Origin of the sequence: Aeromicrobium choanae, assembly GCF_900167475.1 — a bacterium.
GTDB classification, from domain to species: Bacteria; Actinomycetota; Actinomycetes; order Propionibacteriales; family Nocardioidaceae; genus Aeromicrobium; species Aeromicrobium choanae.
On sequence record NZ_LT796768.1, the window covers coordinates 342,054 to 368,853 of the forward strand.

Annotated in this window: 23 protein-coding genes; 6 read left to right on the plus strand and 17 right to left on the minus strand. The window is 71.1% G+C overall.

Annotated features, from left to right (window positions below; all coding sequences use genetic code 11):
* Window positions 1-21 precede the first annotated feature (21 nt).
* From B5D60_RS01635 to B5D60_RS01655, 5 genes are all read right to left on the minus strand, one after another.
* Window positions 22-927: a type II secretion system F family protein gene (locus B5D60_RS01635; protein WP_078698531.1), complete on the minus strand. Its 906-nt coding sequence runs from the start codon at window positions 925-927 to the stop codon at window positions 22-24.
* A complete protein-coding gene (locus B5D60_RS01640) occupies window positions 924-1,778 on the minus strand; it encodes a type II secretion system F family protein (RefSeq protein ID WP_078698532.1) in 855 nt (284 codons plus the stop codon). The genes B5D60_RS01635 and B5D60_RS01640 overlap by 4 nt, the downstream gene beginning before the upstream one ends.
* Window positions 1,778-3,085: a CpaF family protein gene (locus B5D60_RS01645; RefSeq protein ID WP_078698533.1), complete on the minus strand. Its 1,308-nt coding sequence runs from the start codon at window positions 3,083-3,085 to the stop codon at window positions 1,778-1,780. Before B5D60_RS01645 ends, B5D60_RS01640 begins: the two co-directional genes overlap by 1 nt.
* Window positions 3,085-3,864, minus strand: coding sequence for a hypothetical protein (locus tag B5D60_RS01650; protein ID WP_078698534.1), 780 nt, complete (start codon window positions 3,862-3,864; stop codon window positions 3,085-3,087). Before B5D60_RS01650 ends, B5D60_RS01645 begins: the two co-directional genes overlap by 1 nt.
* 79 nt (window positions 3,865-3,943) lie before the next feature.
* On the minus strand, window positions 3,944-4,711 hold the full coding sequence (locus B5D60_RS01655) for an SAF domain-containing protein (RefSeq protein ID WP_172806225.1): 768 nt from the start codon (window positions 4,709-4,711) through the stop codon (window positions 3,944-3,946).
* 201 nt (window positions 4,712-4,912) lie between these two features.
* On the opposite strand from B5D60_RS01655, the gene B5D60_RS01660 reads away from it, so the two are divergent.
* Window positions 4,913-9,466: an FtsK/SpoIIIE domain-containing protein gene (locus B5D60_RS01660; RefSeq protein WP_078698536.1), complete on the plus strand. Its 4,554-nt coding sequence runs from the start codon at window positions 4,913-4,915 to the stop codon at window positions 9,464-9,466.
* A gap of 36 nt (window positions 9,467-9,502) precedes the next feature.
* On the opposite strand, the gene B5D60_RS01665 is transcribed toward B5D60_RS01660, so the two are convergent.
* Entirely contained in the window at window positions 9,503-10,555 is a 1,053-nt protein-coding gene (locus B5D60_RS01665) for a D-alanine--D-alanine ligase family protein (RefSeq protein ID WP_172806226.1), read from the minus strand.
* Window positions 10,556-10,589: 34 nt separating this feature from the next.
* On the opposite strand from B5D60_RS01665, the gene B5D60_RS01670 reads away from it, so the two are divergent.
* Window positions 10,590-11,618: a trans-sulfuration enzyme family protein gene (locus tag B5D60_RS01670; protein ID WP_078698537.1), complete on the plus strand. Its 1,029-nt coding sequence runs from the start codon at window positions 10,590-10,592 to the stop codon at window positions 11,616-11,618.
* A 15-nt stretch (window positions 11,619-11,633) separates the two neighbouring features.
* Here the strand turns inward: B5D60_RS01670 and B5D60_RS01675 are convergent, their stop codons facing one another.
* The 4 genes from B5D60_RS01675 to leuC are packed head-to-tail and all read right to left on the minus strand — an operon-like array spanning window position 11,634 to window position 15,420.
* On the minus strand, window positions 11,634-12,635 hold the full coding sequence (locus tag B5D60_RS01675; RefSeq protein WP_078698538.1) for an NAD(P)H-dependent glycerol-3-phosphate dehydrogenase: 1,002 nt from the start codon (window positions 12,633-12,635) through the stop codon (window positions 11,634-11,636).
* Complete coding sequence (locus tag B5D60_RS01680) at window positions 12,635-13,369, minus strand: lysophospholipid acyltransferase family protein (RefSeq protein ID WP_078698539.1); 735 nt, start codon at window positions 13,367-13,369, stop codon at window positions 12,635-12,637. The genes B5D60_RS01675 and B5D60_RS01680 overlap by 1 nt, the downstream gene beginning before the upstream one ends.
* Before the next feature lie 42 nt (window positions 13,370-13,411).
* The gene (leuD, locus tag B5D60_RS01685; RefSeq protein ID WP_078698540.1) at window positions 13,412-14,011 is read right to left on the minus strand and encodes a 3-isopropylmalate dehydratase small subunit; all 600 of its coding nucleotides are present in this window, start codon (window positions 14,009-14,011) and stop codon (window positions 13,412-13,414) included.
* Between the two features lie 11 nt (window positions 14,012-14,022).
* Window positions 14,023-15,420, minus strand: a complete 1,398-nt coding sequence (leuC, locus tag B5D60_RS01690) for a 3-isopropylmalate dehydratase large subunit (RefSeq protein WP_078698541.1) — start codon at window positions 15,418-15,420, stop codon at window positions 14,023-14,025.
* 56 nt (window positions 15,421-15,476) lie between these two features.
* On the opposite strand from leuC, the gene B5D60_RS01695 reads away from it, so the two are divergent.
* Window positions 15,477-16,187, plus strand: a complete 711-nt coding sequence (locus tag B5D60_RS01695) for an IclR family transcriptional regulator (protein ID WP_078698542.1) — start codon at window positions 15,477-15,479, stop codon at window positions 16,185-16,187.
* A gap of 4 nt (window positions 16,188-16,191) precedes the next feature.
* On the opposite strand, the gene B5D60_RS01700 is transcribed toward B5D60_RS01695, so the two are convergent.
* The 4 genes from B5D60_RS01700 to B5D60_RS01720 all read right to left on the minus strand — a co-directional run bounded on the left by B5D60_RS01700 (window position 16,192) and on the right by B5D60_RS01720 (window position 21,462).
* The gene (locus B5D60_RS01700; RefSeq protein ID WP_078698543.1) at window positions 16,192-16,653 is read right to left on the minus strand and encodes a methylated-DNA--[protein]-cysteine S-methyltransferase; all 462 of its coding nucleotides are present in this window, start codon (window positions 16,651-16,653) and stop codon (window positions 16,192-16,194) included.
* Window positions 16,650-18,074, minus strand: coding sequence for an AlkA N-terminal domain-containing protein (locus tag B5D60_RS01705; protein ID WP_078698544.1), 1,425 nt, complete (start codon window positions 18,072-18,074; stop codon window positions 16,650-16,652). Before B5D60_RS01705 ends, B5D60_RS01700 begins: the two co-directional genes overlap by 4 nt.
* Before the next feature lie 939 nt (window positions 18,075-19,013).
* Window positions 19,014-20,222, minus strand: a complete 1,209-nt coding sequence (locus B5D60_RS01715) for an AAA family ATPase (RefSeq protein WP_078698546.1) — start codon at window positions 20,220-20,222, stop codon at window positions 19,014-19,016.
* On the minus strand, window positions 20,209-21,462 hold the full coding sequence (locus B5D60_RS01720; protein WP_078698547.1) for an HNH endonuclease: 1,254 nt from the start codon (window positions 21,460-21,462) through the stop codon (window positions 20,209-20,211). The genes B5D60_RS01715 and B5D60_RS01720 overlap by 14 nt, the downstream gene beginning before the upstream one ends.
* A 160-nt stretch (window positions 21,463-21,622) precedes the next feature.
* On the opposite strand from B5D60_RS01720, the gene B5D60_RS01725 reads away from it, so the two are divergent.
* The 3 genes from B5D60_RS01725 (at window position 21,623) to B5D60_RS01735 (ending at window position 24,415) form a co-directional block, all read left to right on the plus strand.
* Entirely contained in the window at window positions 21,623-22,723 is a 1,101-nt protein-coding gene (locus B5D60_RS01725) for an S-(hydroxymethyl)mycothiol dehydrogenase (RefSeq protein ID WP_078698548.1), read from the plus strand.
* A complete protein-coding gene (locus tag B5D60_RS01730; protein ID WP_078698549.1) occupies window positions 22,723-23,328 on the plus strand; it encodes an MBL fold metallo-hydrolase in 606 nt (201 codons plus the stop codon). The genes B5D60_RS01725 and B5D60_RS01730 overlap by 1 nt, the downstream gene beginning before the upstream one ends.
* Window positions 23,329-23,497: 169 nt before the next feature.
* Complete coding sequence (locus B5D60_RS01735) at window positions 23,498-24,415, plus strand: DMT family transporter (protein WP_078698550.1); 918 nt, start codon at window positions 23,498-23,500, stop codon at window positions 24,413-24,415.
* Between the two features lie 4 nt (window positions 24,416-24,419).
* Here the strand turns inward: B5D60_RS01735 and B5D60_RS01740 are convergent, their stop codons facing one another.
* Genes B5D60_RS01740 through B5D60_RS01750 form a run of 3 tightly spaced genes read right to left on the minus strand, consistent with a single transcriptional unit; the run spans window position 24,420 to window position 26,789 of the window.
* Complete coding sequence (locus B5D60_RS01740) at window positions 24,420-24,926, minus strand: flavin reductase family protein (RefSeq protein ID WP_078698551.1); 507 nt, start codon at window positions 24,924-24,926, stop codon at window positions 24,420-24,422.
* The gene (locus B5D60_RS01745; protein ID WP_197684366.1) at window positions 24,923-25,444 is read right to left on the minus strand and encodes an NAD(P)H-dependent oxidoreductase; all 522 of its coding nucleotides are present in this window, start codon (window positions 25,442-25,444) and stop codon (window positions 24,923-24,925) included. Before B5D60_RS01745 ends, B5D60_RS01740 begins: the two co-directional genes overlap by 4 nt.
* Window positions 25,437-26,789, minus strand: coding sequence for an LLM class flavin-dependent oxidoreductase (locus B5D60_RS01750; RefSeq protein ID WP_078698553.1), 1,353 nt, complete (start codon window positions 26,787-26,789; stop codon window positions 25,437-25,439). Before B5D60_RS01750 ends, B5D60_RS01745 begins: the two co-directional genes overlap by 8 nt.
* Window positions 26,790-26,800: the final 11 nt, after the last annotated feature.

The following is a 26,800-nucleotide window of genomic DNA, read 5'->3' on the forward strand; positions in this document are numbered from 1 at the left end:
TTCTCCTTCGGTGCGGTGGTTTCAGAGCCCGGCGATGCCGGAGAGCGCCGGGTAGATCAGGAAGACGAGGAAGCCGGCGGCCAGCAGCAGCTGTGCGACCAGCATGGACTGGGAGCGCTCCTGAGCGCGACCCTCGGAGTCGGCCAGCTCGCGCTGGCGCATGGAGGAGGCGCGGGCCGTGAGCGAGTCGCGCACCTTGGCACCGTCCTCCGCGACGAGGGCCAGCGCGGCGGCGAGGTCGCGCAGCTCCTCGACCTTCATGTCGTCGCCGAGGCGTCCGAGCGCGGCCCAGGGCGTGATGCCCTGCAGCCGGGCGTTCTCGATGGTCTCGCGCAGGCGGACCATGCCCCAGCCCTGGCTGACGCCCGCGGCGGCCGAGAGCGCCTCGGGGACACCACGGCCACCGGCGAGGTTCATCGACACGAGGTCGAGGAACGCGCTGACGACGTGGCGGAAGTCGCGACGGCGGTCGGTGGCCTCGGAGTGCAGCTGCAGCTGTGCGAGCACGGCACCGCCCAGCGCGCCCAGGACGGCGAGCCACAGCGGCAGGACCGGACTCACCCAGCCGGCCACCATGAACGGCGACAGCATCAGCGCGGGCGCGAACGCGCCGACGATCGCGGCCACGAGAGTGTTGCCCAGGTGGCTCTCGACCGAGCGGTCGACGACGGCCAGGTCGGACCGGATGCTCGCCGGCAGCTCGATGCCGCGATCGTTCAGGAAGGCGGTGGCGACCGTGCCGAACCGCAGGGTGCGCGACTCGTCCTCGTCGAGTGAGGCCTGCGAGGGGCGCGCGCCGCCACGGCGGCGCTGCACGTCGAGCCGCGCCAGCTCGGAGGCGGCGGTGGCGCTGAAGGAGGGCGAGCGGCTGAAGAGCAGCCAGACGCCGGCGCCGGAGAGGGCCCCGGCGATCAGGATGGGGATCACGACGCCTCCTTCGACAGCAGGAAGCGCTCGGGCGTCTCGAACTCCGACAGGCGGCGCATCCACACGAAGCCGGCGGCGAAGAGGCCGATCACCACGAGCAGGACGACCTGGCCGATCGGCGTGGAGTAGGGCTCGACGTAGCTGCGGTTGAAGATCGACAGGAACAGCACGAACGCGACCGTGATGCCCATGACGATCTGGACGCTGCGTCGCGTGCTGGAGCGGCTGGCCGCGATCCGGCGACGCATGTCGAGGTCGGCACGGGCCGACTTGGCCAGCGAGGTCAGCACCTCGCGCAGGCCCGGGCCACGCAGCCGCGCGTTGAGGATCAGGGTGGCGACGATGAGGTCGGCGCTGGGGTCGTCGATGTCGTCGGCGAAGCCCTGCAGCGCGGTGGACAGCGACGTACGCACGCGCAGCCGGTCGGTGAGCCGGATCAGGGCGGGCTTGATGGCGGGCGACGCCGCGTAGGCGGTGGCGGGGATGGCCTGTTCGAGGCCGACCGCGCCGGCGATCGTGTCGCGCAGGGACTCGGTCCAGGCCGCGAGGCCCTCGAGCTTGGCCATGGCGCGCTTCTCGCTGGCGAGGCCACCGAACAGCATCGGCGCGAACCACACCAGCGCGCCGACCGAGATCGCCAGCACGGGCCACCCCGTGAGCAGCAGGATCACCAGGCCGGCGGCACCGCCGAGCAGGGCGCGGCGGGCGCTGCCCTGGACACGGTCGCGCAGCGAGACCCCGGGGCGACGGGGACCCGGCTCGTCGTGCTCGGACATGCCGACCACCACGAGCAGGATGCCGGCGCCGATCACGGCGCCCAGGAGCGTCACCATCAGGGCCAGGGAGATCATCAGAACGCCTGACCCTCGTAGGCGTTGGGGCGGTAGCCGTGCATCTGGAGGTCCTCGATGCAGCTGACCGCCGCGGCCGCGTGGGCCACGCCGTCGGGACCCTCGGCGAAGACCTCGCTGGAGAGCACGCGACCGTCGACGCCGTTGACCTCACGGACGGACGTGATGACACGGCGGAGGCCGCCGCCACTCTGGAACTCGTTGCGGCGCTCGACGAAGATCACGAAGTCGATCGCACCGGCGATCAGCATCATCGTGGCGTCGGCGGGCAGGCGCTCCGCGGACTGGATCGCGTAGGTGCAGATGCGGTTGAACACCTCGAGCGAGGAGTTCGCGTGGATCGTCGACAGCGACCCGTCGTTGCCCTGGCTCATCGCGTTGAGCATCGTGACGATCTCGTCGCCCAGGACCTCGCCGACGATGACGCGGCTGGGGTTCATGCGCAGCGAGCGGCGGACCAGCTCGGACATGTGGATGGCGCCCTGACCCTCGGAGTTCGGCAGCCGCTCCTCGAACGCGACGACGTTCGGGTGCAGGTCGGGGAACTCCCCCAGGCCGAGCTCGAGCGCACGCTCGACGGTGATGAGGCGCTCCTGCGGGGTGATCTCGTTGGCGAGCGCCCGCAGCAGCGTGGTCTTTCCGGCGTTCGTCGCGCCCGCGATCATGATGTTCTTGCGCGCGGCGATCGCGGCGGACAGGAACGACGCCAGCTCGGGCGTCATCGTGCCGCTCTCGACGAGCATGTCGAGCGACACCCGGGCCAGGCGCGCGCGGCGGATCGACAGCGACGGTCGGGGCGTGACGCCCATGACGGCCGACAGGCGGCTGCCGTCGGGCAGGCGAAGGTCGAGCTGCGGGTTGGCGGTGTCGAACGGGCGGCTGGTCAGGCCCGAGTAGGCACCAAGGACCTGCACGAGCTCGACGAGCTCGTCGTCGCTCTCGGCGACGGGAGGCATGCGGCGCTCCTCGCCGTTGGCGTAGCCGACGAAGACGTTGTCGTACCCGTTGATGTCGATGTTCTCGACCTCGGGATCGTCCAGCAGGGGCTGGAGGCGGCCGACGCCGTACAGCGCGGCGTGGATGCCGTCGGCGAGCTCGGCCTCCTCGGCGCTCGAGATCGGGGCGCGCCCCGCGGCGATCTCCTGACGGGCGTAGGACTCCAGGACGCGCGCGATGATGGCGCGCGCGAACTGGCGCTCGTCCTCGGACGACATCTGGGGCAGGCCGGCGGCGGCGTCCTCACGACGCTGGCGGGCGAGCGCGTCGGCGACTTCCTCGCGCAGGGTGCGCAACAGCTGCTGGTCCATCAGATCTCCTGCGCGACGGCGGTGGGGGCGGCCAGGGCGCGGACCCGGGGCACCAGGTCGACGAGGGACCGCGAGAACAGGGAGCGCAGCACGGCGCGCGACGGCGAGGCGGCGCCCCGCGCGACGACCTTCGGGTCGAAGGCGATCGTGCCGAGCATCGTGACGTCGAGCTCGGAGGCGGCCAGCAGTCGGCCGATGTCGTCGACGGCTCGCTTGTCGCGGGGGTCTCCGACCACGGCGACGCCCACCGGCGTGGAGCCGGCACGGCCCAGCGCCCACGGCTCGCGCACGGTGGAGAGGCGGTCGCGCAGGTGCGCCACCGCGGCGATCTCGGAGCGGACGACGAACACCACGGCGTCGGAGCCCTCCACGACGGGGCCGGCCGGCGAGCCGGCGATGAAGCGACCCGCGTCGGCCAGGACGTCACCCCCACGGTGGGCCCGCAGCGTGCGCTGCAGGTGCGGCCAGGCCGGGCCGAGGCTCTGGGCCTGGCGGGGTCCGGACGCGCCCACGAGCACGTCGATGCCGTACTTCGTCTCCTGGAGGTGGTCCACGAGGTCGACCTCGTCGCCCGCACGCACCGCGGCGCCCAGTGAGACCAGGCCACGCTGCTCGTCGAGGGCGTTGTCGTCGACGTCGCGCTCACGGATGGCGACGTCGCCGCCGACGGGATCGAGGTCGGCGACCACGACGGGCTGGGGCCAGCGCGCAGCCAGGCCCATGACGGCCGTGCTGACGCCCGGCGAACCCTTCGCCGAGATGAAGCTGATGACGGTCATCGCGCCACCGCCTCGGAAAGGGCACAGTAGGCCGATGACGCGATGCGAGGCATGGAATCCTTCACTCGCTGGCGCTCGCTCATCGCGTCGCACCCGCCAGGCTGCGGAGCCGATCGGTGTCGGTCACCGCCACCCCGCGGTCGACCAGCGACATGCCGATGCGGTTGTTGCCCGCCGCGTCGACGATCGCGTCGGCGACCTCGAGCGGGACCAGCAGCGTGGCCGCCGAGCCCTCCGCGTCGTTGCCGCCGCCGAGTACGCCGCCACCGCCGGAGGAGACCGGGGGCCGGATCACGAGGGCGAGCGCGAGCGGCTGGCTCGGCCGGTCGCCCTCGCCGATGCGGACGACGCGGACGAGGTCGCCCGAGTCGAGGTCGTCGGGCACGCGGCCCTCGACGAGGGGCACGCCGACCTCGGCGCGCTGACCGCCGCTGAGCGGGTTGGTGCGCACGAGCATCGAGGTGTCGAGGAGCTGGCCCTCGTTCAGCGGCACGCGGGCGTAGGTGCCCAGCACGTTGTTCTCGGCACCGACCGGGACGATGAGGTCGGACTCGGAGGCAACGTTGGTCTCGCCGAGCATGTCGCGGGTGAGCTCGGTGCCGGCGGGGATGTCGGCCTTCACCACCAGGACCGGTTCGCGCGAGTCCATCCGCAGCGCGAGCAGGCCGGCGAGCGCGGCGCCGCCGAGGATCAGCAGGACACCGAGCAGGGCGACGGCGGGGCGACGACGACGCGGGGGCGTGGGGCGCGAGCCCGCGGGCGCGGCGCGACCTCCGACACCGCGTGCGGTGCGGGCACGCTGACGGTCCTGGACCGCATCGCCGACCGAATCGGTACTGGTGCGCATCGCCATGAGAACGGCTCCCCCTTGCAGACGTAGGTGCGTCCTGGGACGGGCCGAGACGTGCTCCCTCGCGCAGCCCCCCGCAGGAACCACCACAGTCTAGCCCCACCCGACCATCTCGTCCTGCCAGGTGACGTACGGCACCCGCGGGCGGTTCCCGCGCTCCGCCGGGCCCGTGGCGCCGGACCCTCTACGCTGAGGCCCATGCGCTTGCTCGTCACTGCCGAGGCGGCATCGTCGGGGGAGATCCGCGATGCCATCGTGGCGTATTCGGCCGCCAGCACGGTCGGTGACCTCGAGTCCGTGCTGCAGCAGCTGTTCGGGATGCGCCGCCCTCACGCCGACGTCGCCGACGTCATCGATCTCGACAGTCGCCGAGGCGTCGAGCGCAGCGGACCGGGGGTCTTCCTGGGCTCCCGTCGCCTCGATCCCGACGCCACCCTGGCCAGCGCCGGGATCCGCCACGGCGTGGTCGTCGGTCTCGGTGGACCCAGCCGGCACCACGAGCGCGAGCCGCAGGGGCTGGTGGAGGTTCGCGTCAGCTCCGGCCGGGGCGCCGGGCGGGTGCACCGCCTCGGCATCGGCACCTGGACGATCGGCTCGGCGAGCCACTGCGCGATCCGGGTCCAGGACGCCCCCGACGTGGCGGCCCGCCTCGAGGTCGATGCTCGTGGTCGCGTCGTGGTCACGGCCGACGAGACCGCGCGCGACCTCACCGTGCCCATCCCCGAGCGCCGTGAGCCGCCCACCGAGCCGATCGTGCTGCAGGCCAGCGTCGCCACTCGCCAGCAGCGCCGCTTCCGGCGCCGCAAGCCCGGTCTGAGCGCCTTGGAGCAGGGTCGCCAGGTCGACCCCACCGCTCCGCTGCCCCTCGTCCGCCTCGACCGCGAGCCGGTGACGACGTCGGTCACCTGGGCCGAGGGCGCCGTCCTGGGCGTCGCCGACGTGCTCTACGAGCTGGGCTCGGTGAGCGCGCCCGACGCCTCCCTCTCGCCGTCGGCCACCGGCCCGGAGCTGGACTACAACCGCCCGCCCCGGCTGCACCCGCCGGCCCGCACGCGCGAGTTCTCGCTGCCCACCGAGCCCAAGAAGCCCGAGAAGGCGCCCATCCCGATGGTGATGATGCTGTCGCCGCTGCTGATGAGCGGCTTCATGTACTGGCGCACCGGCTCCATCTACTCGCTGATGTTCATGATCCTGATGCCCCTCATGATGCTGCTGAACGCGTCGGGCACGCGCCGCCAGCAGAAGGCGCGCTACCAGGAGCAGCTGGCGGAGTTCCACCGCCGGCGGGCCGACGTGGAGAAGGCGGCCGTCACGTCGCTGGCCGACGAGCGCGGGCAGCGTCGCTCCATCTACCCCGACCCCGCCTCCGTGCTGCTGTTCGCCACCGGGCCGCGGTCCCGCCTGTGGGAGCGCCGCCGCTGGGACCCCGACTTCCTGGAGCTGCGGCTCGGCACGAGCGACCTGCCGTCCGACGTCGTGGTCAAGGACTCCACCCGCGAGCAGCACGAGGGACCGCTGCGCTGGACCGCACCCGACGTCCCGGTGATCGTGCCGCTGGCGCCCACCGCGGTGCTGGGCGTGTGCGGCCCGTCCGACCAGTGCCTCTCGACGACCTCGTGGCTCATCGCCCAGGTCGCCGCGCTGCACTCCCCCACCGACGCCTCGGTGTGGATCTTCACCGACCGCGGGAACGCGACGGCCTGGGAGTGGACGAAGTGGCTGCCGCACTCGCGCACCAGCGAGGACCACCCGCGCGCGGCGCGACTCGCCCTCGACGAGGAGGACCGGGCCTCGATGATCTCCGAGCTCACGGCGCTGGTCGACCGGCGCAAGGAGCTCGACACCGACGAGCGGGAGGCGCTGCCCTCGATGGTGGTCGTCCTCGACGGCGCCCGCGAGCTGCGCATGGCTCCGGGCATGACCTCGCTGCTGAAGTCGGGCGCGTTCGTCCACGTCTACTTCATCTGCCTCGACCGCACCCCGCGCGAGCTGCCCGAGGAGTGCCGCGCCGTGGTGGAGCTGCACGGCGACCTGCTCGACCTGGAGACCACCGCCGAGCGCCACATCGACGGCGTCCGCCGCGACGTGGTGGACGGCGTCTGGCTCGAGCGGCTCGGTCGCGCGCTCGCGCCCATCCGCGACGTCAGCACCGAGGACCTCAGCTCGAGCCTCCCGGCCGCCAGCCGACTGCTCGACGTCCTCGGCCTGGACTCCCCCACCGGCAACGACCTCGTCCGCGCCTGGTCCGGCGGCGGCCGCACGACGAAGGCCGTGATCGGCGAGGGGCTCGACGGACCGTTCCGGATCGACGTGCGCGCCGACGGCCCGCACGGCCTCATCGCCGGCACCACCGGCTCGGGCAAGTCCGAGCTGCTGCAGACCATCATCGCGTCGCTGGCCGTGGGCAACCGGCCCGACGAGTTCAACTTCGTCCTGATCGACTACAAGGGCGGCGCGGCGTTCATGGACTGCCAGCACCTGCCCCACACCGTCGGCATGGTCACCGACCTCGACGGCCACCTGACCACCCGGGCGCTCGAGTCGCTCGGCGCCGAGCTGCGGCATCGCGAGCACCAGCTGGCCGACGCCGCCGCGAAGGACATCGAGGACTACCTCGCGGCCCGGCAGCCCGGCGACGAGCCGATGCCGCGCCTGCTCATCATCATCGACGAGTTCGCCGCCCTCGTGGCCGAGCTGCCCGACTTCGTCACCGGCCTGGTCGACGTCGCCCGACGCGGCCGCTCGCTCGGCGTGCACCTGATCCTGGCCACGCAGCGGCCCGCCGGCGTGGTCAACGCCGAGATCAAGTCGAACACCAACCTGCGCATCGCCCTGCGCGTCACCGACGCGAACGACTCGGACGACGTGATCGAGTCGAAGGTCGCCGCGGAGATCCCCAAGTCCTTCCCCGGTCGCGCGTACGCGCGCCTCGGCCACTCGTCGCTGACGCCGTTCCAGAGCTCGCGCGTCGGAGGCCGGCCGGTCGGCACCGAGCGCGCCGAGCTGCGCACGCGCGGCTTCGGGGTCGAGGAGCTCGTGGCGCCGCCGAAGGCCGCCGGCTCGGACGAGGAGGACGTGTCGATCCCCACCGACCTCGCGACGCTCGTGGGCGCGGTCCGCGAGGCGAACGACCTGATCGGCCTCGAGCCGATGCGCAAGCCGTGGCTGCCCCCGCTGCCCGAGACGCTGACCCTCGACGACCTCCCCGTCGAGACCGCCCCCGGCATCGGCGAGCTCGCGGACATCCCGCCGATCGTGTTCGGCCGCGGCGACCTGCCCCACCTGCAGCAGCAGGAGGTCGCGAGCTGGGACCTCCAGCGTGCCGGGCACCTCGTGATCGCCGGCCAGTCCCGCTCGGGTCGCTCGTGGTCGCTGCGTGCCATCGCCGCCGCGATCGCCCGCCAGACCGCGCCCACCGACGTGCATGTCTTCGGCATCGACGCGGGCAACAATGCGCTGCTGCCCCTGGTCTCGCTGCCGCACGTCGGCGCGGTCGTCACGCGCACCCAGACCGACCGCATCTTCCGGCTGTTCGACCACCTCGGGCGTGAGCTGACCCGGCGCCAGCAGGTGCTGGCCGAGCAGGGCTTCGCCGACATCGCCGAGCAGCGTGCTGCGGTCGACGGTCCCGACCGGATGCCCTACCTCGTCGTGCTGCTCGACCGCCTCGAGGGCTTCACCACGGCCTTCGAGTCCGTCGACGGCGGCGTGCTCCTCGAGCGGCTCGTGGGCCTGCTGCAGGAGGGCGTCGGCGCGGGCATCCGAGTCGTCATCGGCGCCGACCGCTCCGGCATCCTCGGCCGCTACTCGCTGCTCGTCGACGACCGGATCGTGCTGTCCATGAGCGACCCGTCCGACTACTCGGTGGTGGGCCTGCCGACCAAGCAGGTGCCCTCGCACATCCCGCCCGGCCGCGGCTTCCGGGCCGGCGAGCGGCCGCAGGAGGTCCAGTTCGCGATGATCGACGCCTCCGGCGAGGGCACCGCCCAGGTGCGGGCGATCCACGAGCTCGGACGTGCCGTCGCCGAGCGCTACGGCGACCTGCCGCGCGGCCTGCGTCCGCACCGCATCGACGAGCTGCCCGTGGCGATCGGCCTGGACGAGGCGCTGACGATGGAGCCGTCCGAGGCCGCGCTGAGCCCGAGCTTCATCCCCGTGGGCGTCGGCGGCGACACCCTCGCCCTCGAGGGCTTCGACCCGCTGTCAACCGGGCCGGGCTTCCTCGTGGCCGGTCCTCCGCGATCGGGGCGCAGCTCGACGCTGGTCGTGCCGATCAGCCAGCACCTCGCGCACCGTCGCGACGTCCTCGTCATCGCGCCGCGCCGCTCCCCGCTGCGCGACCTCGAGGACCGGCGCCTGCAGCTGTTCACGGGCGCCGAGCCGATCGAGGAGATCCGCGAGGGGCTCTCCCGCCTGCGCACCCAGCACCTGATCGTCGTCGACGACTTCGAGGTTCTCGGCGCGGACTCGCCGTTGGGCCAGCTGCTCGGCGAGACCTACGGCGCCATGCGCGACACGCCCAACGCCATGATCATCGCCGGCGGCATCGACGAGCTCGGGTCGGTCTACCGCGGCCTGCCGTCCGACCTCAAGCGCGGCCGCACCGGCCTGATCCTGTCGCCGCGCGCCTCCAACGACGGCGACGTCCTCAACGCCCGCCTGCCCCGCTCGGTGGGTGCCTCGGTCCCGCCCGGCCGCGGCCTCCTGGTCACCCCCACCGGCTACCGCTGGGTCCAGGTCCCCAAGGCCTGACCGCCCGCATCCCGCCTCCAGGGCGGGGGGTACGTCTCAGCGCAGGCCGAGGGGGCGCTGGAGGGCCAGCTGGATGAGGCGCTCCACCAGCTCGGGGTACTCCACGCCGGAGGCCTGCCAGAGCTTGGGGAACATCGAGAAGGGCGTGAAGCCCGGCATCGTGTTGATCTCGTTGATCACGAGGCCACCGCCGACGCTGCTGGTCAGGAAGAAGTCCACCCGGGCCAGGCCCTCGCAGCCGATGGCGTCGAACGCCTGCAGCGCGTACTCGCGGATGCGCTGGCGCACCGTCTCGGGAAGGTCGGCCGGGACGACGTTCGTGCTGGTGCCGTCGAGGTACTTGGCCTCGAAGTCGTAGTACTCGTGATCGGTGTCCGCGGCCACGAGGATCTCGCCGACCTCGCTGGCGACGGGCATGCCGCGCTCGTCCTGGATGACGGCGCACTCCACCTCGCGCTTGGCGTGCGCGGCGGCCTCGACGATGACCTTCGGGTCGAACTTCCGCGCGGCCAGGACGGCGTCCTCGAGCTGGGCCCAGTCGTGCACGGGCGTCACGCCCGAGCTGGAGCCGGCCCGCGCGGGCTTGACGAAGACCGGCAGGCCGAGTGCGTGGATGCGCGCCTCGGCGCGGTCGCGCTTGGCGTCCCACTCCCACGGCTGGATCGTCACGTAGGGCAGCTGCGGCAGCCCGGCGGCCGAGAAGACGGTCTTCGTGAACGGCTTGTCCATGCCCACGGCGCTGGCCATGACGCCGGCGCCGACGTAGCGGACCCCGGCGAGCTCGAAGAGGCCCTGGATCGTGCCGTCCTCGCCCCAGGGGCCGTGCAGGAGGGGGAACACGACGTCGACGTCGCGGACGCGGTCCCAGGAGAACGGCGGGAACCCGTCACGGACGGTCGGGAGAGCGCCCGGCTCGAGGTCGTCCCAGACCGCGGTCTCCTCGACCCAGCGGCCGTCGGGGGTGATCCCGACGGGGACGACGTCATAGCGGTCGCGATCGATCACGGCGAGGACCTCGCGCGCGGTCAGGCACGAGACGCCGTGCTCACTGGACTGGCCTCCGAAGACGACGGCGATCGTGGTGCGCATCGGCTCGACTCTACCCGCCTGTGACACTGGAACCATGCAGCCCGACACCGTGACCGTCATCGCAGGTCGCCCGGCCAAGCAGCCCGGCGCGCCGCTCAACGCCCCCATCACCCTGGCGAGCGCCTTCGTCCCCGGCGGCGCCTCCGAGTACGGCCGGCACGGCAATCCGGCCTACGAGGCGTTCGAGGCGGTGCTCGGCGAGCTGGAGGGCGGGCGGGCCCTGGCCTTCGCCTCGGGCATCGCGACCTCCGCCGCCACCCTCGGGCTCCTCGAGCCCGGCGCCGTGGTCGTCCTGCCGCGGCACGGCTACAACGGCACCACGAGCCTCGTCGAGAGCGGCCCCTACGAGGTGCGCCTCATCGACCCGTCCGACACCGCCGGCAGCATCGAGGCCTTCGCCGGGGCCGACCTCGTGTGGCTCGAGTCCCCCACCAACCCCGCGATGGAGGTCGGCGACCTGCCCACGCTGGTGGCCGCCGCGAAGGACGCGGGAGCCCTCGTCGCGGTGGACAACACGTTCCGCACTCCCCTGCGCGACCGGCCGCTCACCTACGGCGCCGACATCGTGTGCCACTCCGCCTCGAAGCTGCTCGGCGGTCACAGCGACCTCGTGCTGGGCGTCCTGGCCACGCGCGACGACGCCCTGTTCGAGCGGCTGCTCGCGCACCGCTCGTTGCACGGCGCGATCCCCGGTGCCCTCGAGTGCTTCCTGGCGGCGCGCGGCGTGCGCACGCTGGCCGTGCGACTCGACCGCGCGGAGGCGAGTGCCGCCGTGATCGCGGACCGGCTGAAGGCGCACCCGGCCGTGGCGCAGGTGCGCTATCCCGGGTTCGGATCGATGGTGTGCTTCGTCGTCGACGACGCCGAGCACGCCCAGCGCGCCACGGAGTCCAGCCGGATCATCAGCCACGCCACCAGTCTCGGCGGCGTGGAGTCCACGTGGGAGCGGCGCCGCCGCTTCCCGGCCGAGCCCGAGACGATCCCGGCCGGGCTGATCCGCCTGAGCGTCGGCATCGAGGCCGTCGAGGACCTCTGGTCCGACATCGAGGCCGCCCTGGGCTGAGCCCGGGCGGCGACGTCAGCGGGTCTCGGGCTTGGCGGAGCGGCTGATGAGGGCGTTGACGAGCTCGGTGGGCGTCATGTTGCCGTCGACGAGCGCGCGTACGTGCTCGACAATCGGCATCTCGACGCCGTGCATCGCCGACAGCTCGGCCACCGAGACGCACGACTTCACACCCTCGGCGACCTGGCGGGTCTGCGAGGTGATCTCCTCCACGGTCATGCCGCGGCCGAGCTTCTCGCCGAACGTGCGGTTGCGCGACAGCGGCGACGAGCACGTGGCCACGAGGTCGCCGAGGCCCGCGAGGCCCATGAAGGTCATCGGGTCGGCACCCATCGCCATGCCGAGGCGAGCGGTCTCGGCCAGCCCGCGCGTGATGACGGACGCCTTCGTGTTGTCGCCGAAGCCCAGTCCGTCACAGACGCCGACCGCGAGGCCGATGATGTTCTTGACCGTGCCGCCGAGCTCGCAGCCCACGAGGTCGGTGTTCGTGTAGGGGCGGAACGCCGGGGTGTGCAGGTACTTCTGCAGCTGCAGCGCGACGGACTCGTCCTCGCACGCGACCACCGCGGCGGCCGGCTCGCGACGCGCGATCTCCTTGGCGAGGTTCGGGCCGGTGATCACGGCGATCCGCTCGGGACCCGCGCCGGTGGCCTCGGCGATGACCTCGCTCATCCGCATGTGCGAGCCCAGCTCGACGCCCTTCATGAGGCTCACCATCACGGCCGAGGGCTCGATCAGGTGGCCCCACGACTCGAGGTTCGACCGCAGCGTCTGGGACGGCACGGCCAGCACCACGATCGCGGCCTCGGCGAGCGCCTCGGCGGGGTCGGTGGTGGCGCGGATCGTGCCCGGCAGCTCCTGGCCCGGGAGGTACTCGGTGTTCTCGTGCCGCTCGTTGATGTTGGCGCACGTCTCGTCGCGACGGCCCCACAGGTGGACGTCGTGGCCGGCGTCGGCCAGCACGATCGAGAAGGCGGTGCCCCAGGACCCGGCTCCCATGACTGCTGCAGTGACCATCAGCTCTCCTCGTATCGGGTCTTGGGCTTCTTGAGCGTGCGCACGTCGATCCGCGGGGTCGTGGGCGACTCGCCACGGATCTGCGCCTGCAGCGCGGTGATCTCGTCCATGAGGCGCTCGGTGGCCGCGTGGATCTGCTCCTGCGTGGGGCTCTCGCCCAGGTCGGAGAGGTCGATCGGGGCGCCCACCCGCACGTGGATCGTCTTGCGCGGGAAGGGCCGGAACTCGCGGCGGTAGGGCCACATGATCTCCTGCGGGCCCCACTGCGCCACGGGCACGAGCGGCACACCGGCGGCGTGTGCGGTGCGGACGGCGCCGTCACGACCCGACATCGGCCAGGCGGCGGGATCGCGCGTCATCGTGCCCTCGGGGTAGATCGCGACGATCGAGCCCGACTCCACGGCGTCGATCGCGGCGCGCAGCGAGTCGGCCGCCGCACCGGTGCCCCGGTAGACCGGGATCTGCTCGGCGCGGCGCAGCAGCCGGCCGATCACCGGCACGGCGAACAGCGGGTCCTTGACCAGGAAGCGCGGCGGGATGTCGTGGTCGACGAGCCAGTGCCCGAACAGGAACGGATCGATGTACGACAGGTGGTTGGGCGCCAGCACGAAGCCACCCGAGGTGGGCAGGTGCTCGTCGCCGCGCCAGTCGCGCTTCGTGACCACCATGAACAGCGGGCGCAGCACCCAGACGACGACCCGGAGCACCGGGGGCAACGGGCGGGTGCGGGACATGGGACGACCCTAGTACGACCGGGAGGCCGCGACAGGCAGGCGTCAGAGGGTCGCGGGCTTGAAGCTCGGCCGACGGGCCTCGTACGCCGAGATGGCATCGGCGTGACCCAGCGTGATGCCGATGTCGTCGAGGCCCTCGAGCAGGCGCCAGCGGGTGTAGTCGTCGATCGTGAACGAGTCCTCGATGCGGTCGACGCCCTCGCCGGCCGAGACCGTGCGGGACTCCAGGTCGACCGAGATCTCGGCACCCGGGTTCGCCTCGAGGTACGCCCACAGAGCCGCGACGACCTTCTCGTCGACCTGCGCCGCGAGCAGCCCCGCCTTGCCCGAGTTGCCCCGGAAGATGTCGCCGAAGCGCGGGCTGATGATGACCTTGAAGCCGTAGTTCTGCAGCGCCCAGACGGCGTGCTCACGCGACGAGCCGGTGCCGAAGTCGGGACCGGCCACGAGCACGGTGGCGTTCTCGTAGACCGGCTGGTTCAGGACGAACTCCGGGTCGTTCCGCCACGCGGCGAACAGGCCGTCCTCGAAGCCCGTGCGGGTGACGCGCTTGAGGTAGACCGCGGGGATGATCTGGTCGGTGTCGACGTTGCTGCGACGCAGCGGGGCGCCGACTCCGGTGTGGGAGATGAACTTGTCCATGGTGATCGTCCTCAGAGCTCGGCGGGCGAGGCCAGGTGGCCGGTGACTGCGGTGGCGACGGCGACATCGGGCGAGACCAGGTGCGTGCGGCCACCCTTGCCCTGACGGCCCTCGAAGTTGCGGTTGGAGGTGGAGGCGCTGCGCTCGCCCGGCGTGAGCTGGTCGGGGTTCATGCCCAGGCACATCGAGCAGCCCGCACCACGCCATTCGGCGCCGGCCTCCTTGAACACGACGTCGAGGCCCTCCTCCTCGGCCTGCAGGCGCACACGCACCGAGCCGGGGACGACGAGCATGCGGGTGCCGTCGGCGACCTTTTTGCCCTTGATCAGCTCGGCGGCCCGGCGCAGGTCGCTGATGCGGCCGTTGGTGCAGGAGCCGACGAAGACGGTGTCGACCGTGATGTCGCGCATCGGCGTGCCGGCCTCGAGGCCCATGTAGCGCAGTGCGTTCTCGGCGGCCTCGCGCTCGTCGGCGTCCTCGAAGTCGGACGGCGTCGGGACCAGGCCGGACAGCGCCACGCCCTGGCCGGGGTTCGTGCCCCACGTGACCCACGGGGTGACCTTCGAGGCGTCGATCATGACGACCTTGTCGAAGTGCGCGTCGTCGTCGGTGACGAGGCTGGTCCAGTACGCGACGGCCGCGTCCCAGTCGGCGCCCTGCGGCGCGTGGGGGCGACCCTCGATGTAGTCGAACGTGGTCTGGTCCGGAGCGATGAGGCCGGCCTTCGCGCCCCACTCGATGCTCATGTTGCAGATCGTCATGCGCTCTTCCATCGAGAGCGCGCGGATCGCCTCACCGCGGTACTCCACGATGTAGCCCTGACCGCCGCCGGTGGACTCCTGCGTGATGAGCGCGAGGATCAGGTCCTTGGCGGTGGTGCCCGGCGGCAGCTCGCCGACGACCTCGACGGCCATCATCTTGGGCTTGGCCTGCGACAGCGACTGGGTGGCCAGGACGTGCTCGACCTCGCTCGTGCCGATGCCGAAGGCGATCGAGCCGAAGGCGCCGTGCGTGGAGGTGTGCGAGTCGCCGCACACGATCGTCATGCCCGGCTGGGTCAGGCCCAGCTGCGGGCCGACGACGTGGACGATGCCCTGCTCGATGTCACCCATGGGATGCAGGCGGACGCCGAACTCCTTGGCGTTGCGGCGCAGGGTCTCGACCTGCGTGCGCGACACCGGGTCGGCGATCGGCTTGTCGAGATCCGTGGTCGGAATGTTGTGGTCCTCGGTGGCGAGGGTGAGGTCGGCGCGACGCACCTGGCGGCCGGAGAGGCGCAGACCGTCGAACGCCTGCGGACTGGTGACCTCGTGAAGGAGGTGCAGGTCGATGAACAGCAGGTCCGGTTCTCCCGGCGCGGAACGGACGACGTGGTCGTCCCAGATCTTCTCGGCGAGCGTCTTGCCCATGATTCTCTCCAACTTCGGGGGTTGCGTCTCACAATGCGATACGGCAGTATCAAGACATGGACAACTCTAGCGGAGTCGGCGTTCTCGACAAAGCGGCCCTCGTGCTGGCGGCGCTGGAACCGGGGCCGGCGACGCTGGCCGGCCTGGTGACCGCCACCGGCCTGGCGCGGCCCACCGCGCACCGCCTCGCAGTCGCCCTGGAGCACCACCGGCTCGTCGCGCGCGACATGCAGGGTCGCTTCATCCTAGGCCCGCGCCTGTCCGAGCTGGCCGCTGCCGCGGGCGAGGACCGTCTGCTCGCCGCCGCCGGCCCCGTGCTGGCCCGCCTGCGCGACATCACGGGCGAGTCCGCCCAGTTGTTCCGCCGCCAGGGCGACCACCGCGTGTGCGTCTCGGCCGCCGATCGGCCCACTGGCCTGCGCGACTCGATCCCCGTGGGCAGCCAGCTGACGATGTCCGGTGGCTCGGCCGCCCAGGTGCTGCTCGCCTGGGAGGACCCCGAGCGCATGAACAAGGGCCTGATGAAGGCCACCTTCTCCGCCGCAGAGCTGTCGGCCGTGCGCAAGCGCGGCTGGGCCCAGAGCGTCGGCGAGCGCGAGCCCGGCGTGGGCTCGGTCTCCGCTCCGGTCCGCTCCCCCAGCGGCAAGGTCGTCGCCGCCGTGTCGGTGTCGGGCCCGCTCGAGCGGCTCACGCGCCAGCCCGGCCGCATGCACGCCCCGGCCGTGGTGGCCGCGGCCGAGCGGCTCTCGCAGAACCTGCGCCGCTGACGCGTCAGAACAGCCCGGGTCGCTCGAGCTCGAGCAGCGTCGTCTTGCGGTCGAGGCCGCCGGCGTAGCCCGTGAGCTTCCCGTTCGAGCCGATGACGCGGTGGCACGGGACCACGATGGGGATCGGGTTGGCGCCGTTGGCCGCGCCCACGGCCCGGGAGATGCCGACCTCGTAGCCGAGGTCGGTCGCGACCTGCCCGTACGTGACCGTCTCGCCGTAGGGGATCGTGCGCAGGTACGCCCACACCTTCTTCTGGAACTCCGTGCCGTCGGCGGCCACGGGCAGGTCGAAGTCGCGGCGGTCGCCGGCGAAGTACTCGTCCAGCTGCCGCTCGACCTGGTCGAGCAGGGCGTCCTCGACCCGCTCCCCCCGCGGCTCGGCCCCGAAGTCGATCGCCGTGAGCAGCCCGGCGTCGACGTGCAGTCGCAGGCCCCCGATGGGCGTGTCCATCCAGCGTGTCTTCATGCCACTCTCCAAAGATGCAGTGAGGCGTACGACCGCCAGGGCCGCCACCGTTCGGTTCGCGTCCGGTCCAGGCCCTCGCGCGCGAGGACGCGGCGCAGCACGAGGTCGGTCTCCAGCAGGACGTCGGGGTCCCCGAGGGCCCGCATCCTGACGTAGTCGGCGGTCCAGGGCCCGATGCCCCGGATCGCGAGCAGGCTCGCCCGGGCGGCCTCGCGGTCGGCACCGGGGTGCAGGTCGAGCTCGCCGGACGCCACGGCGTGCGCCACGGAGATGATCGCGGTGGCTCGGCCGCGCGGCATCGCGAACTCCTCCGGGGCGGCCTCGGCCACCGACTCGGCGGTGGCGAACGCGTGGGTGAGGCCGTGGCGCCGCGCGAGCTCGAGGTCGACCTCGGTGCCGCGCGACCGCGCGACCCGGCCCAGGATCGTGCGGGCTCCCGCCACGGACACCTGCTGGCCGACGATCGCGCGCATCACCATCTCGAACCCGTCGACCTGTCCGGGCAGGCGCATGCCGGGTGCCTCGCGGACGAGGTCGGCGAGCAGCGGATCGACCGCGAGGGCCTCATCGATCGCGACGGGGTCCGCGTCGAGGTCGAGCAGCCGACGGCACCGCTGCACCGCCGGCGCGAGATCGCGCAGGTCGGTGAGCTCGAGCTCGGCCGAGACGCTGTCGTCGCCGAGGGTCAGCTCGACCGCTCCCACCCCGTGGGGCAGGTTCAGCACGCGGGCGTAGGTGCGACCGTCGATGGCCTCGACGCCCTCGATCGCGCGCGGGGCGAGCCAGTCGAGCAGCGCGTCGGCGTGGAACGGGGGTCGCAGGGCGAGCTCGAGCCGGAGCCGCCCGGCGCCGGGGTGCGCGGCCCGGCTCGAGCGCGCCCTCAGCTCGCGCGGGGTGAGGTCGAACGACTCGCGGATGGAGTCGTTGAACTGGCGCACCGATCCGTACCCGGCCGCGAAGGCGACGTCGGCCGCCCGCATCGTGGTGGTCTCGAGCAGGATGCGTGCCGTGCGCGCCCGGTTGCTGCGGGCGATCGCCTGGGGGCCGGCGCCGAGCTCGGTGGTGACGAGCCGGTTGACCTGGCGCTCGCTGTAGCCGAGGCGGCCGGCGAGCCCGCTCACTCCCTCACGCTCGACCACGCCGTCGCCGATCAGGCGCACGGCACGGGCGACCACGTCGGCCCGGGCGTTCCACTCCGGCGATCCTGGTGTGCTGTCGGGCCGGCAGCGCCGGCAGGCACGGTAGCCCGATCGCTCCGCGGCCGCGGCCGAGGGATAGAAGGTGACGTTCGCCTGTCGCGGGGTCATCGCGGGGCACGAGGGTCGGCAGTAGATCCCCGTGGTGCGGACCGCCGTGTAGAAGACCCCGTCGAACCGCGCGTCGCGCGCACTCACGGCGCGGTAGCAGTCGTTCGGGTCCATGACTCCATCCTGACGCACGCGCCTGACGGATTCTCGCGGGAATCGGACACGACCGTCAGGCCTCTCATCCGGCTCGGGCGAGGGCGACGTCACCCCCGCGTTGGGAGCGACCACCGGCACGCGTTCGAGACGGACTTTCCAGAGCTTCGAGATCTGCACAAGAGGTTCATCCAGGCTGCCGACAGGCGTCAACGCCATGCATCTAGTTCCCGCAACAGTCCCGGAGGAATACAGGCTGCCACAGGCATCCCGCCCGGATACGGGGCATCGAACGACATCTTGTTTCAAGTACGAGCGTGGCAAGCGGGGTGATAGGCGAAATCAGGGCACGGCCATTCCCGGACCGCTTGATCGCGAACTCGGCGCGGCTCTACAACACCATTTCGACCAGTTCGTCAAACTTGAGTAACAGCCGAGCGAGGCTTTGCGACCTCGATGTGGCCAGATCCAGATCCATACGTGCTGCTAGGCGAGGTTGAAGTGTGGGTTTGACGTACTTCGCCGGCTTCAACGCTTTTGGGATTGTCGCCTTGCCGTTCTTTGACGGATCAAACTCCAACTCTAGTCCTAGCGTTTCCGCGGATGCATGCAGCCAGTCTTCGAAGTCACGTTCAGCGAGCGATACATACACCGGCTTCCCGGTTGTGCTTGCGGCTCGCTCAAGAAGCTCCGGACCAAGTCTCGCGACACAATCATCATCTCCGTCCAGCACTACAAGGACACCCACACACCCAGGGCGGGCGGCGGCCGTCGCGACATAACCTTCCAAGCCTCCTGCCACTGTTGCGTTGGGCCGCCCGTGCGCGGGCACGGGCTTTCCTAGGATGTCCCGGAAGTCGAGCTTGCTCTCTAGGTGCTTACGCAGGAGGACGGGTACTGCTCCGCGGTCACCAGCGCCCTCAACCACCAAGCCCACATGCGGGTGATTGGGCGATGCGGTCACTCGTCAGTCTCCAGGTCGAGCGAGTCAGACCTGAGTAACTGACCTGGCGTGATCAGGCCGCTTCTCACCGTCTCGATCGTGTGAAGTGCGACAGTGCCGATTCGCGAATCTCCGCCGTCGTTCCATACGACCCTGAGAGCCTCGACGTCCACAGAGTCCACGATGTCTGCGCTGTGCGTCGTGAGAATGATCTGCGTTTCCTCGGCTTCCTGCTCGAGGATATCCACCAATGTTCGCAGGGCTCCGAGGTGAATGGCGATCTCTGGCTCTTCGATAACGAAAAGTGCTGGCTGAGAAGGCTGCTTCATCGCGAGCAAGATACTGAAGGCACGGAGGGTGCCGTCGGACATCTGCTTAGCGAAGAACTCACGATTGCCACTTGCAGTCTCTTGTACGAACTTCAGTGTGTGCCGATCCGCGAGCCGCTGCACTTCAATACGGACGATTCCGGGCACGATCGCAGAGAGCTCATCCACCAGCTCATTCTTCAGGCGCGGTTCAAGCAGTTCAAAGATGCTAGTTGTGTTGCCGCCGTCTGGTTCGAAGTCCTGTGTAGACGACGGTTCCTGCAGCTCGCCGACCTTCGCGGGATTCACTTCAATGGTCTGCATCCGTTGGAGCGCTTGCAGTACGACGAATCCTGCGAAACCCGCATTCGGAAGCGCGCTCTGCGCTGGGGGGATCGGGAACCGTCGGCGCACCCGATCAACCTTGAACGATTCACCTGCGCGGTTCCTTATGTCCCCGTCTTGGTCGAGCACATACTCGATCTCCGTGGTCGCTACCCGCTCGCCGTCACTCTCAAAGTCGTACTGCTCGTCATCCACATAGACTGTGGCGGATTCCAGCTTCACTCGATAATTTCGAGGCTTTACCGCACCAAGTCTGAGTTCATAGTGGGAGATGCGGGATGAATCCCCCAAGGTGAACTCAATCCGAAGACCGGGATCATATGGTCGTCCGGCGCTGCGGTGCCGCAGTTGGTCGAAGCCACCGCGGCGGGCTAGGGCTACCGGGAGTCCGTGAATCGGGATCTCGCGGAGCAGTTTGATCGCAGCAACGAGATTCGACTTGCCGCTTGCATTTGGTCCGACCAAGGCGATGAGATCGCCAAATTCGAGACGCGCGTGCTTGTACGAGAGAAAGTTCGTCAGCTCGATCGCGTGAAAACGGGGTTGGAAGGGATTCGACTCAGGTTCCGCCACAGGACAACCCTAGTAGCCCCGTACGTTCCGCGGCAGCGGTTCGCCCCCGCGGTGGAAGAGTCACTAGCTGACCAGACCCTTGTGCGCCCTCCGCCAGGTTCGTAGGGTCATGGCGATGTTCGTGGCGGTGGCACGCGGAGCAGAGTCCGACGAGGTTGGCGAGGTCGGTGGGACCGCCGTCCGCCCATCGCCGTCGGTGGTGCACGTGGTCGACGGCGTGGTGGCAGTGCTCGGTGGCGCAGCGCCCGTCCTGCTGGATCCAGACCGCGTGGCGCTGCTTCGGCGTGGCGTCGCGGTGGCGGCGACCCACGTCGAGCACGGACCGGTTCGGCCCGATCCGATCGACGAGGACCGGAATGAGGTCGGCGCCGCACGTGAGGTGGGCCAGCAGGTTGGCCCCGATGTGGCCGAACCCCTCCAGGACAGCGGGCTGGTCGGGCTCGAAGGCGCCAGGCGTCTCGGGCGCGAGCGCGCTCTGCAGGGTGCCGGCGTCGACGAGCACGTGAACCTGGGGACGAACGGTGCCGTCGGTGGGCAGGCCTTCGGCCAGGACGCGGGTGAGCAGGTGGTCGAGCCCGTCGATGCGACGCTCGGAAGCCGAGCGCCGGTCGCCTCCCTCGCGCGGGGTCGAAACGGCCTCGAGGACGGCGTTCAGCCTGGCGCCGACCTCGATCGGCAGGAAGCCCGTGACGTGCCAGCCGTCGGGCAGGGCGTTCAGGCCGACGTGCGCCTTGTCGGCACCGGCGATCCACGCGTCGTCGAGCTCCTCGGCATGCACGATCGAGCGGAGACGGTCGACGAGCGACTTCACCCGCGACGGCGGGTGCTGCTCGGCCACGGCCACGAGATGCGCCTCGATCCGACGGACCTCGACGTCGTCGACGTGAGCGAGGGCGAACGAGAAGCGCGCGACGTGGTCGGCCGAGATGCGCCCCGCACGGGCCGACTCGCCGACGAGCGGCAGCTCACGCATCGTGGCGGCCGCTCGGATCAGCTGCCGCGTGCGGCGCGCGTCCTGGCGCAGCTCGCGTCGCGCCCAGGTGGCCGCGCTGGACGCGTCCTCGGCGACGTACGCCTTCGTTCGCTCGATCTCGTCGAGCCGTTCGGCGAGCGCCGCCTCGGCCGCGTCGCGCAGCGCCGCCAGCGCCCGCGCCTCGTCGTGGACCGAGGAGGTGACGGACTGCAGGACAAGCGCGCAGCGGCCCATGGCCGCGCCCACACCGTCATCCCCCGAAGACATGCCTGAACCCTACCGCACATCTGTTCGATGTTCATGCGTTTTCCACTGCCATTTCAGGTTGACAGTGAGGCTTATGGCCCACATCGCACGAGCGACCTCTCGCAACCCACGGGCCTCTCTGGCAGGCTCGCAGGAGAACCCCCGAAGCAAGGAGACAGCCGTGCAGCAGGTCAAGGGCGTCATCGCTCGAGCGAAGGACGCGCCGGTCGAACTGGTCACCATCAACGTTCCCGATCCCGGCCCGGGTGAGGCGGTGGTGACGATCCAGGCCTGCGGCGTCTGCCACACCGACCTGCACTACCGCCAGGGCGGCATCAACGACGAGTTCCCGTTCCTGCTCGGCCACGAGGCGGCGGGCATCGTCGAGGCCGTCGGCGCGGGGGTCACGGAGGTCGCACCGGGCGACTTCGTCGTCCTCAACTGGCGCGCCGTGTGCGGCGAGTGTCGCGCCTGCAAGCGCGGCGACCTGCAGTACTGCTTCGCCACCCACAACGCGAAGCAGAAGATGACGCTCGAGGACGGCACCGAGCTCTCCCCCGCGCTGGGCATCGGCGCGTTCATCGAGAAGACGCTCGTGGCGGCCGGGCAGTGCACCAAGGTGGATCCCGAGGCCCGTCCCGCGGCGGCCGGCCTGCTGGGCTGTGGCGTGATGGCCGGCATCGGCGCGGCGATCAACACCGGAGCCCTGACGCGCGGCCGCTCCGCCGCCGTCATCGGCTGCGGTGGTGTGGGCGTCGCCGCCGTGGCCGGCGCCGCACTGGCCGGAGCCAGCCCGATCATCGCCGTCGACATCGACCCCGCGAAGCTCGAGGCGGCGCGGAAGATGGGCGCGACCCACACGGTCGACTCGTCGCAGACCGATCCCGTCGAGGAGATCAAGCGCATCTGCGCCGAGACCTACGAGGGCGCCGAGGGCGCCGACGTGGTGATCGAGGCGGTGGGCCGTCCCGAGACCTGGAAGCAGGCGTTCTACGCCCGCGACCTCGCGGGCACCGTGGTCCTGGTCGGCGTTCCGACGCCGGACATGACGGTGCCCGAGCTGCCCCTGATCGACGTCTTCGGACGCGGCGGCGCGCTCAAGTCCAGCTGGTATGGCGACTGCCTGCCCAGCCGCGACTTCCCCATGCTGATCGACCTCTACCGCCAGGGCCGCCTAGACCTCGACGCGTTCGTCACCGAGGAGATCGGCATCGAGGACGTGGAGGCGGCGTTCGAGAAGATGCATCACGGCGACGTGCTGCGCTCGGTGGTGGTGCTCTGATGGCCGCGCGCATCGACTACGGCGTCGTCTCGGGCACCTTCAGCCTCGACGGCGAGACCCACGACGTCGACAACAACGTGTGGATCGTGGGCGACGACACCGAGTGCCTCGTGATCGACGCACCCCACGACGTCGAGGCGATCCTGCACCTCATCGGACGGCGGAAGGTCACCGCAATCGTGCTGACGCACGCGCACGACGACCACTGCCGCATCGCTCCGGAGCTGCGTGAGCGCACCGGCGCGCCGATCTGGCTGAACCCCGAGGACCGCCCCCTGTGGGAGCTGACGCATCCGGGCGAGTCGTGGGACCACGACCTCGTCGACGGCACGGAGTTCACCGTCGGCGGCACCACGCTGACCGCGATCCACACGCCGGGGCACGCCCCCGGTGCCACGTGCCTGGTCTCCGAGGAGCTGGGCTGCGTCTTCACCGGCGACACCCTGTTCAACGGCGGACCCGGCGCGACGGGTCGCTCGTACAGCGACGCCGACGTGATCCGGTCCTCCATCGCCGAGCGGCTGTTCACCCTGCTGCCCGAGACGGTGGTGCACACGGGCCACGGCCCCGACACCACCATCGGTGCGGAGCGCGACCGGACGTAGTGGCGCTCGCAGGTTGGGGTGATCTCGATACGCCGCTCGCTGCGCTCGCGTGCTACTCGATCACCGGGTCCGCGGCCCGCTCGATCACCGGGTCCGCCCGGTGGTCGAGTGCCCTCGAGGAACGAGAGGGTGTATCGAGACCACCACGAGCAACCCCTAACCTGAGCGGGTGAACGCGCGTCTCGGGCTGCTGCAGGTGTGCGCGGCGGGCGTGCTGTGGGGTACCGGCGGCCTGGTCGTGACCGTGCTGCACGAGCGCGACGGCGTCGGTGCGATGACCGTCAGTGCCTGGCGGATGCTCATCGCGGCGGTGGCCCTCGTCGCGTTCGTCCAGCTGACCGGCCGCGCCCGGGCGGTGCGCGACACGATGCGGTCGCACCCCGTCGCCGCGATCGTCATCGGCTGCGGCACGGCGATATATCAAGGCCTGTACTTCGTCTCGGTCCTGATGGTCGGCGTGAGCGTCGCCACGGTGGTCTCGTTGGGCCTCGCGCCCGTCCTGGCCGCCGCCTGGGAGCACCTGCGTGCCGGGACCCGGCCCACCCTCCGCGACGTCGCGGTTCTCACCGCCGCGCTCACCGGGCTGGTGCTGATCAGTGCCACGGCCGGGCACGGCACGTCCGCACCCGGCGACCGCCCGGTGCTGGGCCTGGTCCTCGCGGTGGCCGCGGGTGCCACGTACGCCGCCACCACCGTGCTGGGTCACGTGCTCGCCCCACGGCTCGAGCCGGTCGCGCTCACCACGTGCGCCACGGGCGCGGGCGCCGTGCTGCTGGCGCCGTTCCTCGTGGTCGCGGCCGCATCGGGCGAGCCCGTCGCGGGCACCTCCCCCACGTCGCTGGCCCTGTTGCTCTACCTCGGCATCGCGACGATGGCGCTGTCGTACGGACTGCTCTACGCCGGGCTCCGCACGACGTCGGGCTCGGCGGCGACCGTGGCCACCCTGGTGGAGCCGATCTCCGCCGCGGCCCTCGCCGCGGTGCTGCTCGGCGAGCGGCTCGGCGCGGCGGGCCTCGTCGGCGCCGCGCTCATCCTGTGCGCCGTGGTGGCGTTGCGTCCCGAGGATGAACGCCCCGTGGCGGCCTGACCGGCTACTCGGCCACGGCCAGCTGGCCGAACACGCTGCGGTGGAAGAGCAGCGGGCCGCCGTCGACGCGGTGGTCCACGGCGTGCAGCTCCAGCAGCACCAGGATGTGGTCACCGGCCGGGACCTCGCGATGGATCGTGGTGTCGAAGGTGGCCATCCCGTCGTCGATGAAGATCGCGCCCTCGGGGCTGACGCTGTAGTCGATCCCCTCGAACCGGTGCTCCACCGGCCCCGCGAGCTGGCGGCACAGCGGTCCGTGGTGGCTCGCGAGCACCGTCACCCCCAGCCGGTCCGCGCGACTCAGGTCGGGCCACGTCTTCGACGTCGCGGCCAGGTTGATCGACACGAGCGGCGGATCGAGGCTGACGCTGGTGAAGCTGCTGGCGGCCAGGCCGACGGGGGCGCCGTCGACCTCGGCCGCCACCACGACCACGCCCGTCGGGAAGTTCCCGAAGGCCGAGCGCAGCCGCCCCGGATCGAGGTCCTGGTTCGTGGGGAAGAACGCGGTCATGCCGCCGCCTGCAGGACCGAACGCACCAGGGGCCGCGTCGCCTCCAGCCACGGATCGTAGGCGGCCGCGTCGCCGTACTGCGAGTCCAGCACGAACAGGCCCCGTCCGGGGACCGTGGCCCCGAGCTCGGTCAGGACGGGTCGCAGCGTGAGCTCGGGCGCCAGCGCGTGGGCCGGCCCGGCGCCGAGCATCAGCGGCACGGCCAGCCCACGCAGTCCGGTGCCACCGGCGAACCGGTCGAGGAATACCTTGAGCAGCCCGGTGTAGGTGCCCTTGTAGGTCGGCGACGCGACGACCACGAGGTCGGCCCCACCCACCTGGCCGACCAGCTCGGCGACCTCGGTCGACCCCCAGTCGATGACGGCCGGCCCCAGCGTGGCGAGGTCGACCACGAGGTCCGGGTCGGCCCCGGTGAGCTCGCGCGCCACGTGGGTCGCGGCGGTCAGGGTGCGCGACGCAGGCTTCGGGTTGCCGACCACGACCGCCGTGCGCAAGTGAGACGCCAGGGATTCAGACAACGTGGGCCTCCTCGGTCGCGTCCGCGCCGTACAGCGACTCCGGGCGGGCGAGACCGAAGTGGTCGCGCAGCGTGGAGCCGGTGTACTCGGTGCGGAAGAGCCCCCGGTCCTGGAGGATCGGCACGACCTTCTGCGTGAACTCCTGGAGCAGCTGCGGGTACAGCGGCGGCATCACGTTGAAGCCGTCAGCGGCACCGTTCTGGAACCAGTCGGTGATGATGTCCGCGACGTCGGTCGGGGTGCCGGCCACCACGTTGTGGCCGCGGGCGCCCGCGAGCCGGTGCAGCAGCCCGCGCAGCGTCGGGCGGTCGCGCTCGACGATGTTGGCGATCACCTGCAGACGGCTGCGGTTGTTGTCGAGGACGTCGCCGGCCTGGCCGAAGACCTCCAGCGGAACGGGCTCGTCGAGCTCGAGGTGGGCCAGGGACACGCCGGCCAGCCCTTCGAGCTGTGCGATGCCGTAGGCCGGGACGGTCAGCGAGTTGACGTACCGCTGCAGCTCCTCGGCCTCGGCTCGCGTGTCGGCGATGAACGGGCTGAGGCCGGGCAGGATCTTGACGTCCTCGGGCGAGCGGCCGAACGCGACGGCCCGCGACTTGATGTCGGAGTAGAAGGCCTGCGCGTCCTCGATCGTCTGGTGCGCGGTGAAGATCGCCTCGGCGTTGCGACCCGCGAAGGCGCGTCCGTCGTTCGACGAGCCGGCCTGCACGTACACGGGGCGACCCTGCGGCGAGCGGGGCTGCGACAGCGCTCCCTCGACCTGGAAGTGGTTGCCCACGTGGTGGATCGAGTGGACCTTCTCCGGGTCGAAGAACCGGCCCGACTCGCGGTCGGCGAGGATCGCGTCGTCCTCCCAGCTGTCCCAGAGCTTCGTGACGACGTCGATGAACTCCTGCGCCCGGATGTAGCGCTCCGAGGCGCTGGGCAGCTCCGACAGGCTGAAGTTCCGCGCCACCGCCTCGGACTGGGTGGTCACGATGTTCCACCCGGCGCGGCCCCTGGAGATCGTGTCGAGCGAGGAGAACAGCCGGGCCAGGTTGTAGGGGTCGTAGAAGGTGGTCGACGCGGTGGCGATCAGGCCGATCCGCTCGGTCCGTGCGGCGATGGCCGCGAGCCGAGTGATGGGCTCGAGGTGTCCTGCCGGGCGGAAGGGCGTGGCACCCCACAGCCCGGGGGCGTCGGCGAAGAAGATCGCGTCGAGCTTCGCCTCCTCCGCGATCAGGGCGTTCTGCGTGTCGAAGTCGATGTCGTGGATGCGGTCGACGGCCGAGTCGCGGTGGCGCCACGAGGCCTCGTGGTGACCGGTGTCGTGGAGGAAGGCGTTGAGGCTGAGCTGACGGGTCATGATGTCTCTCT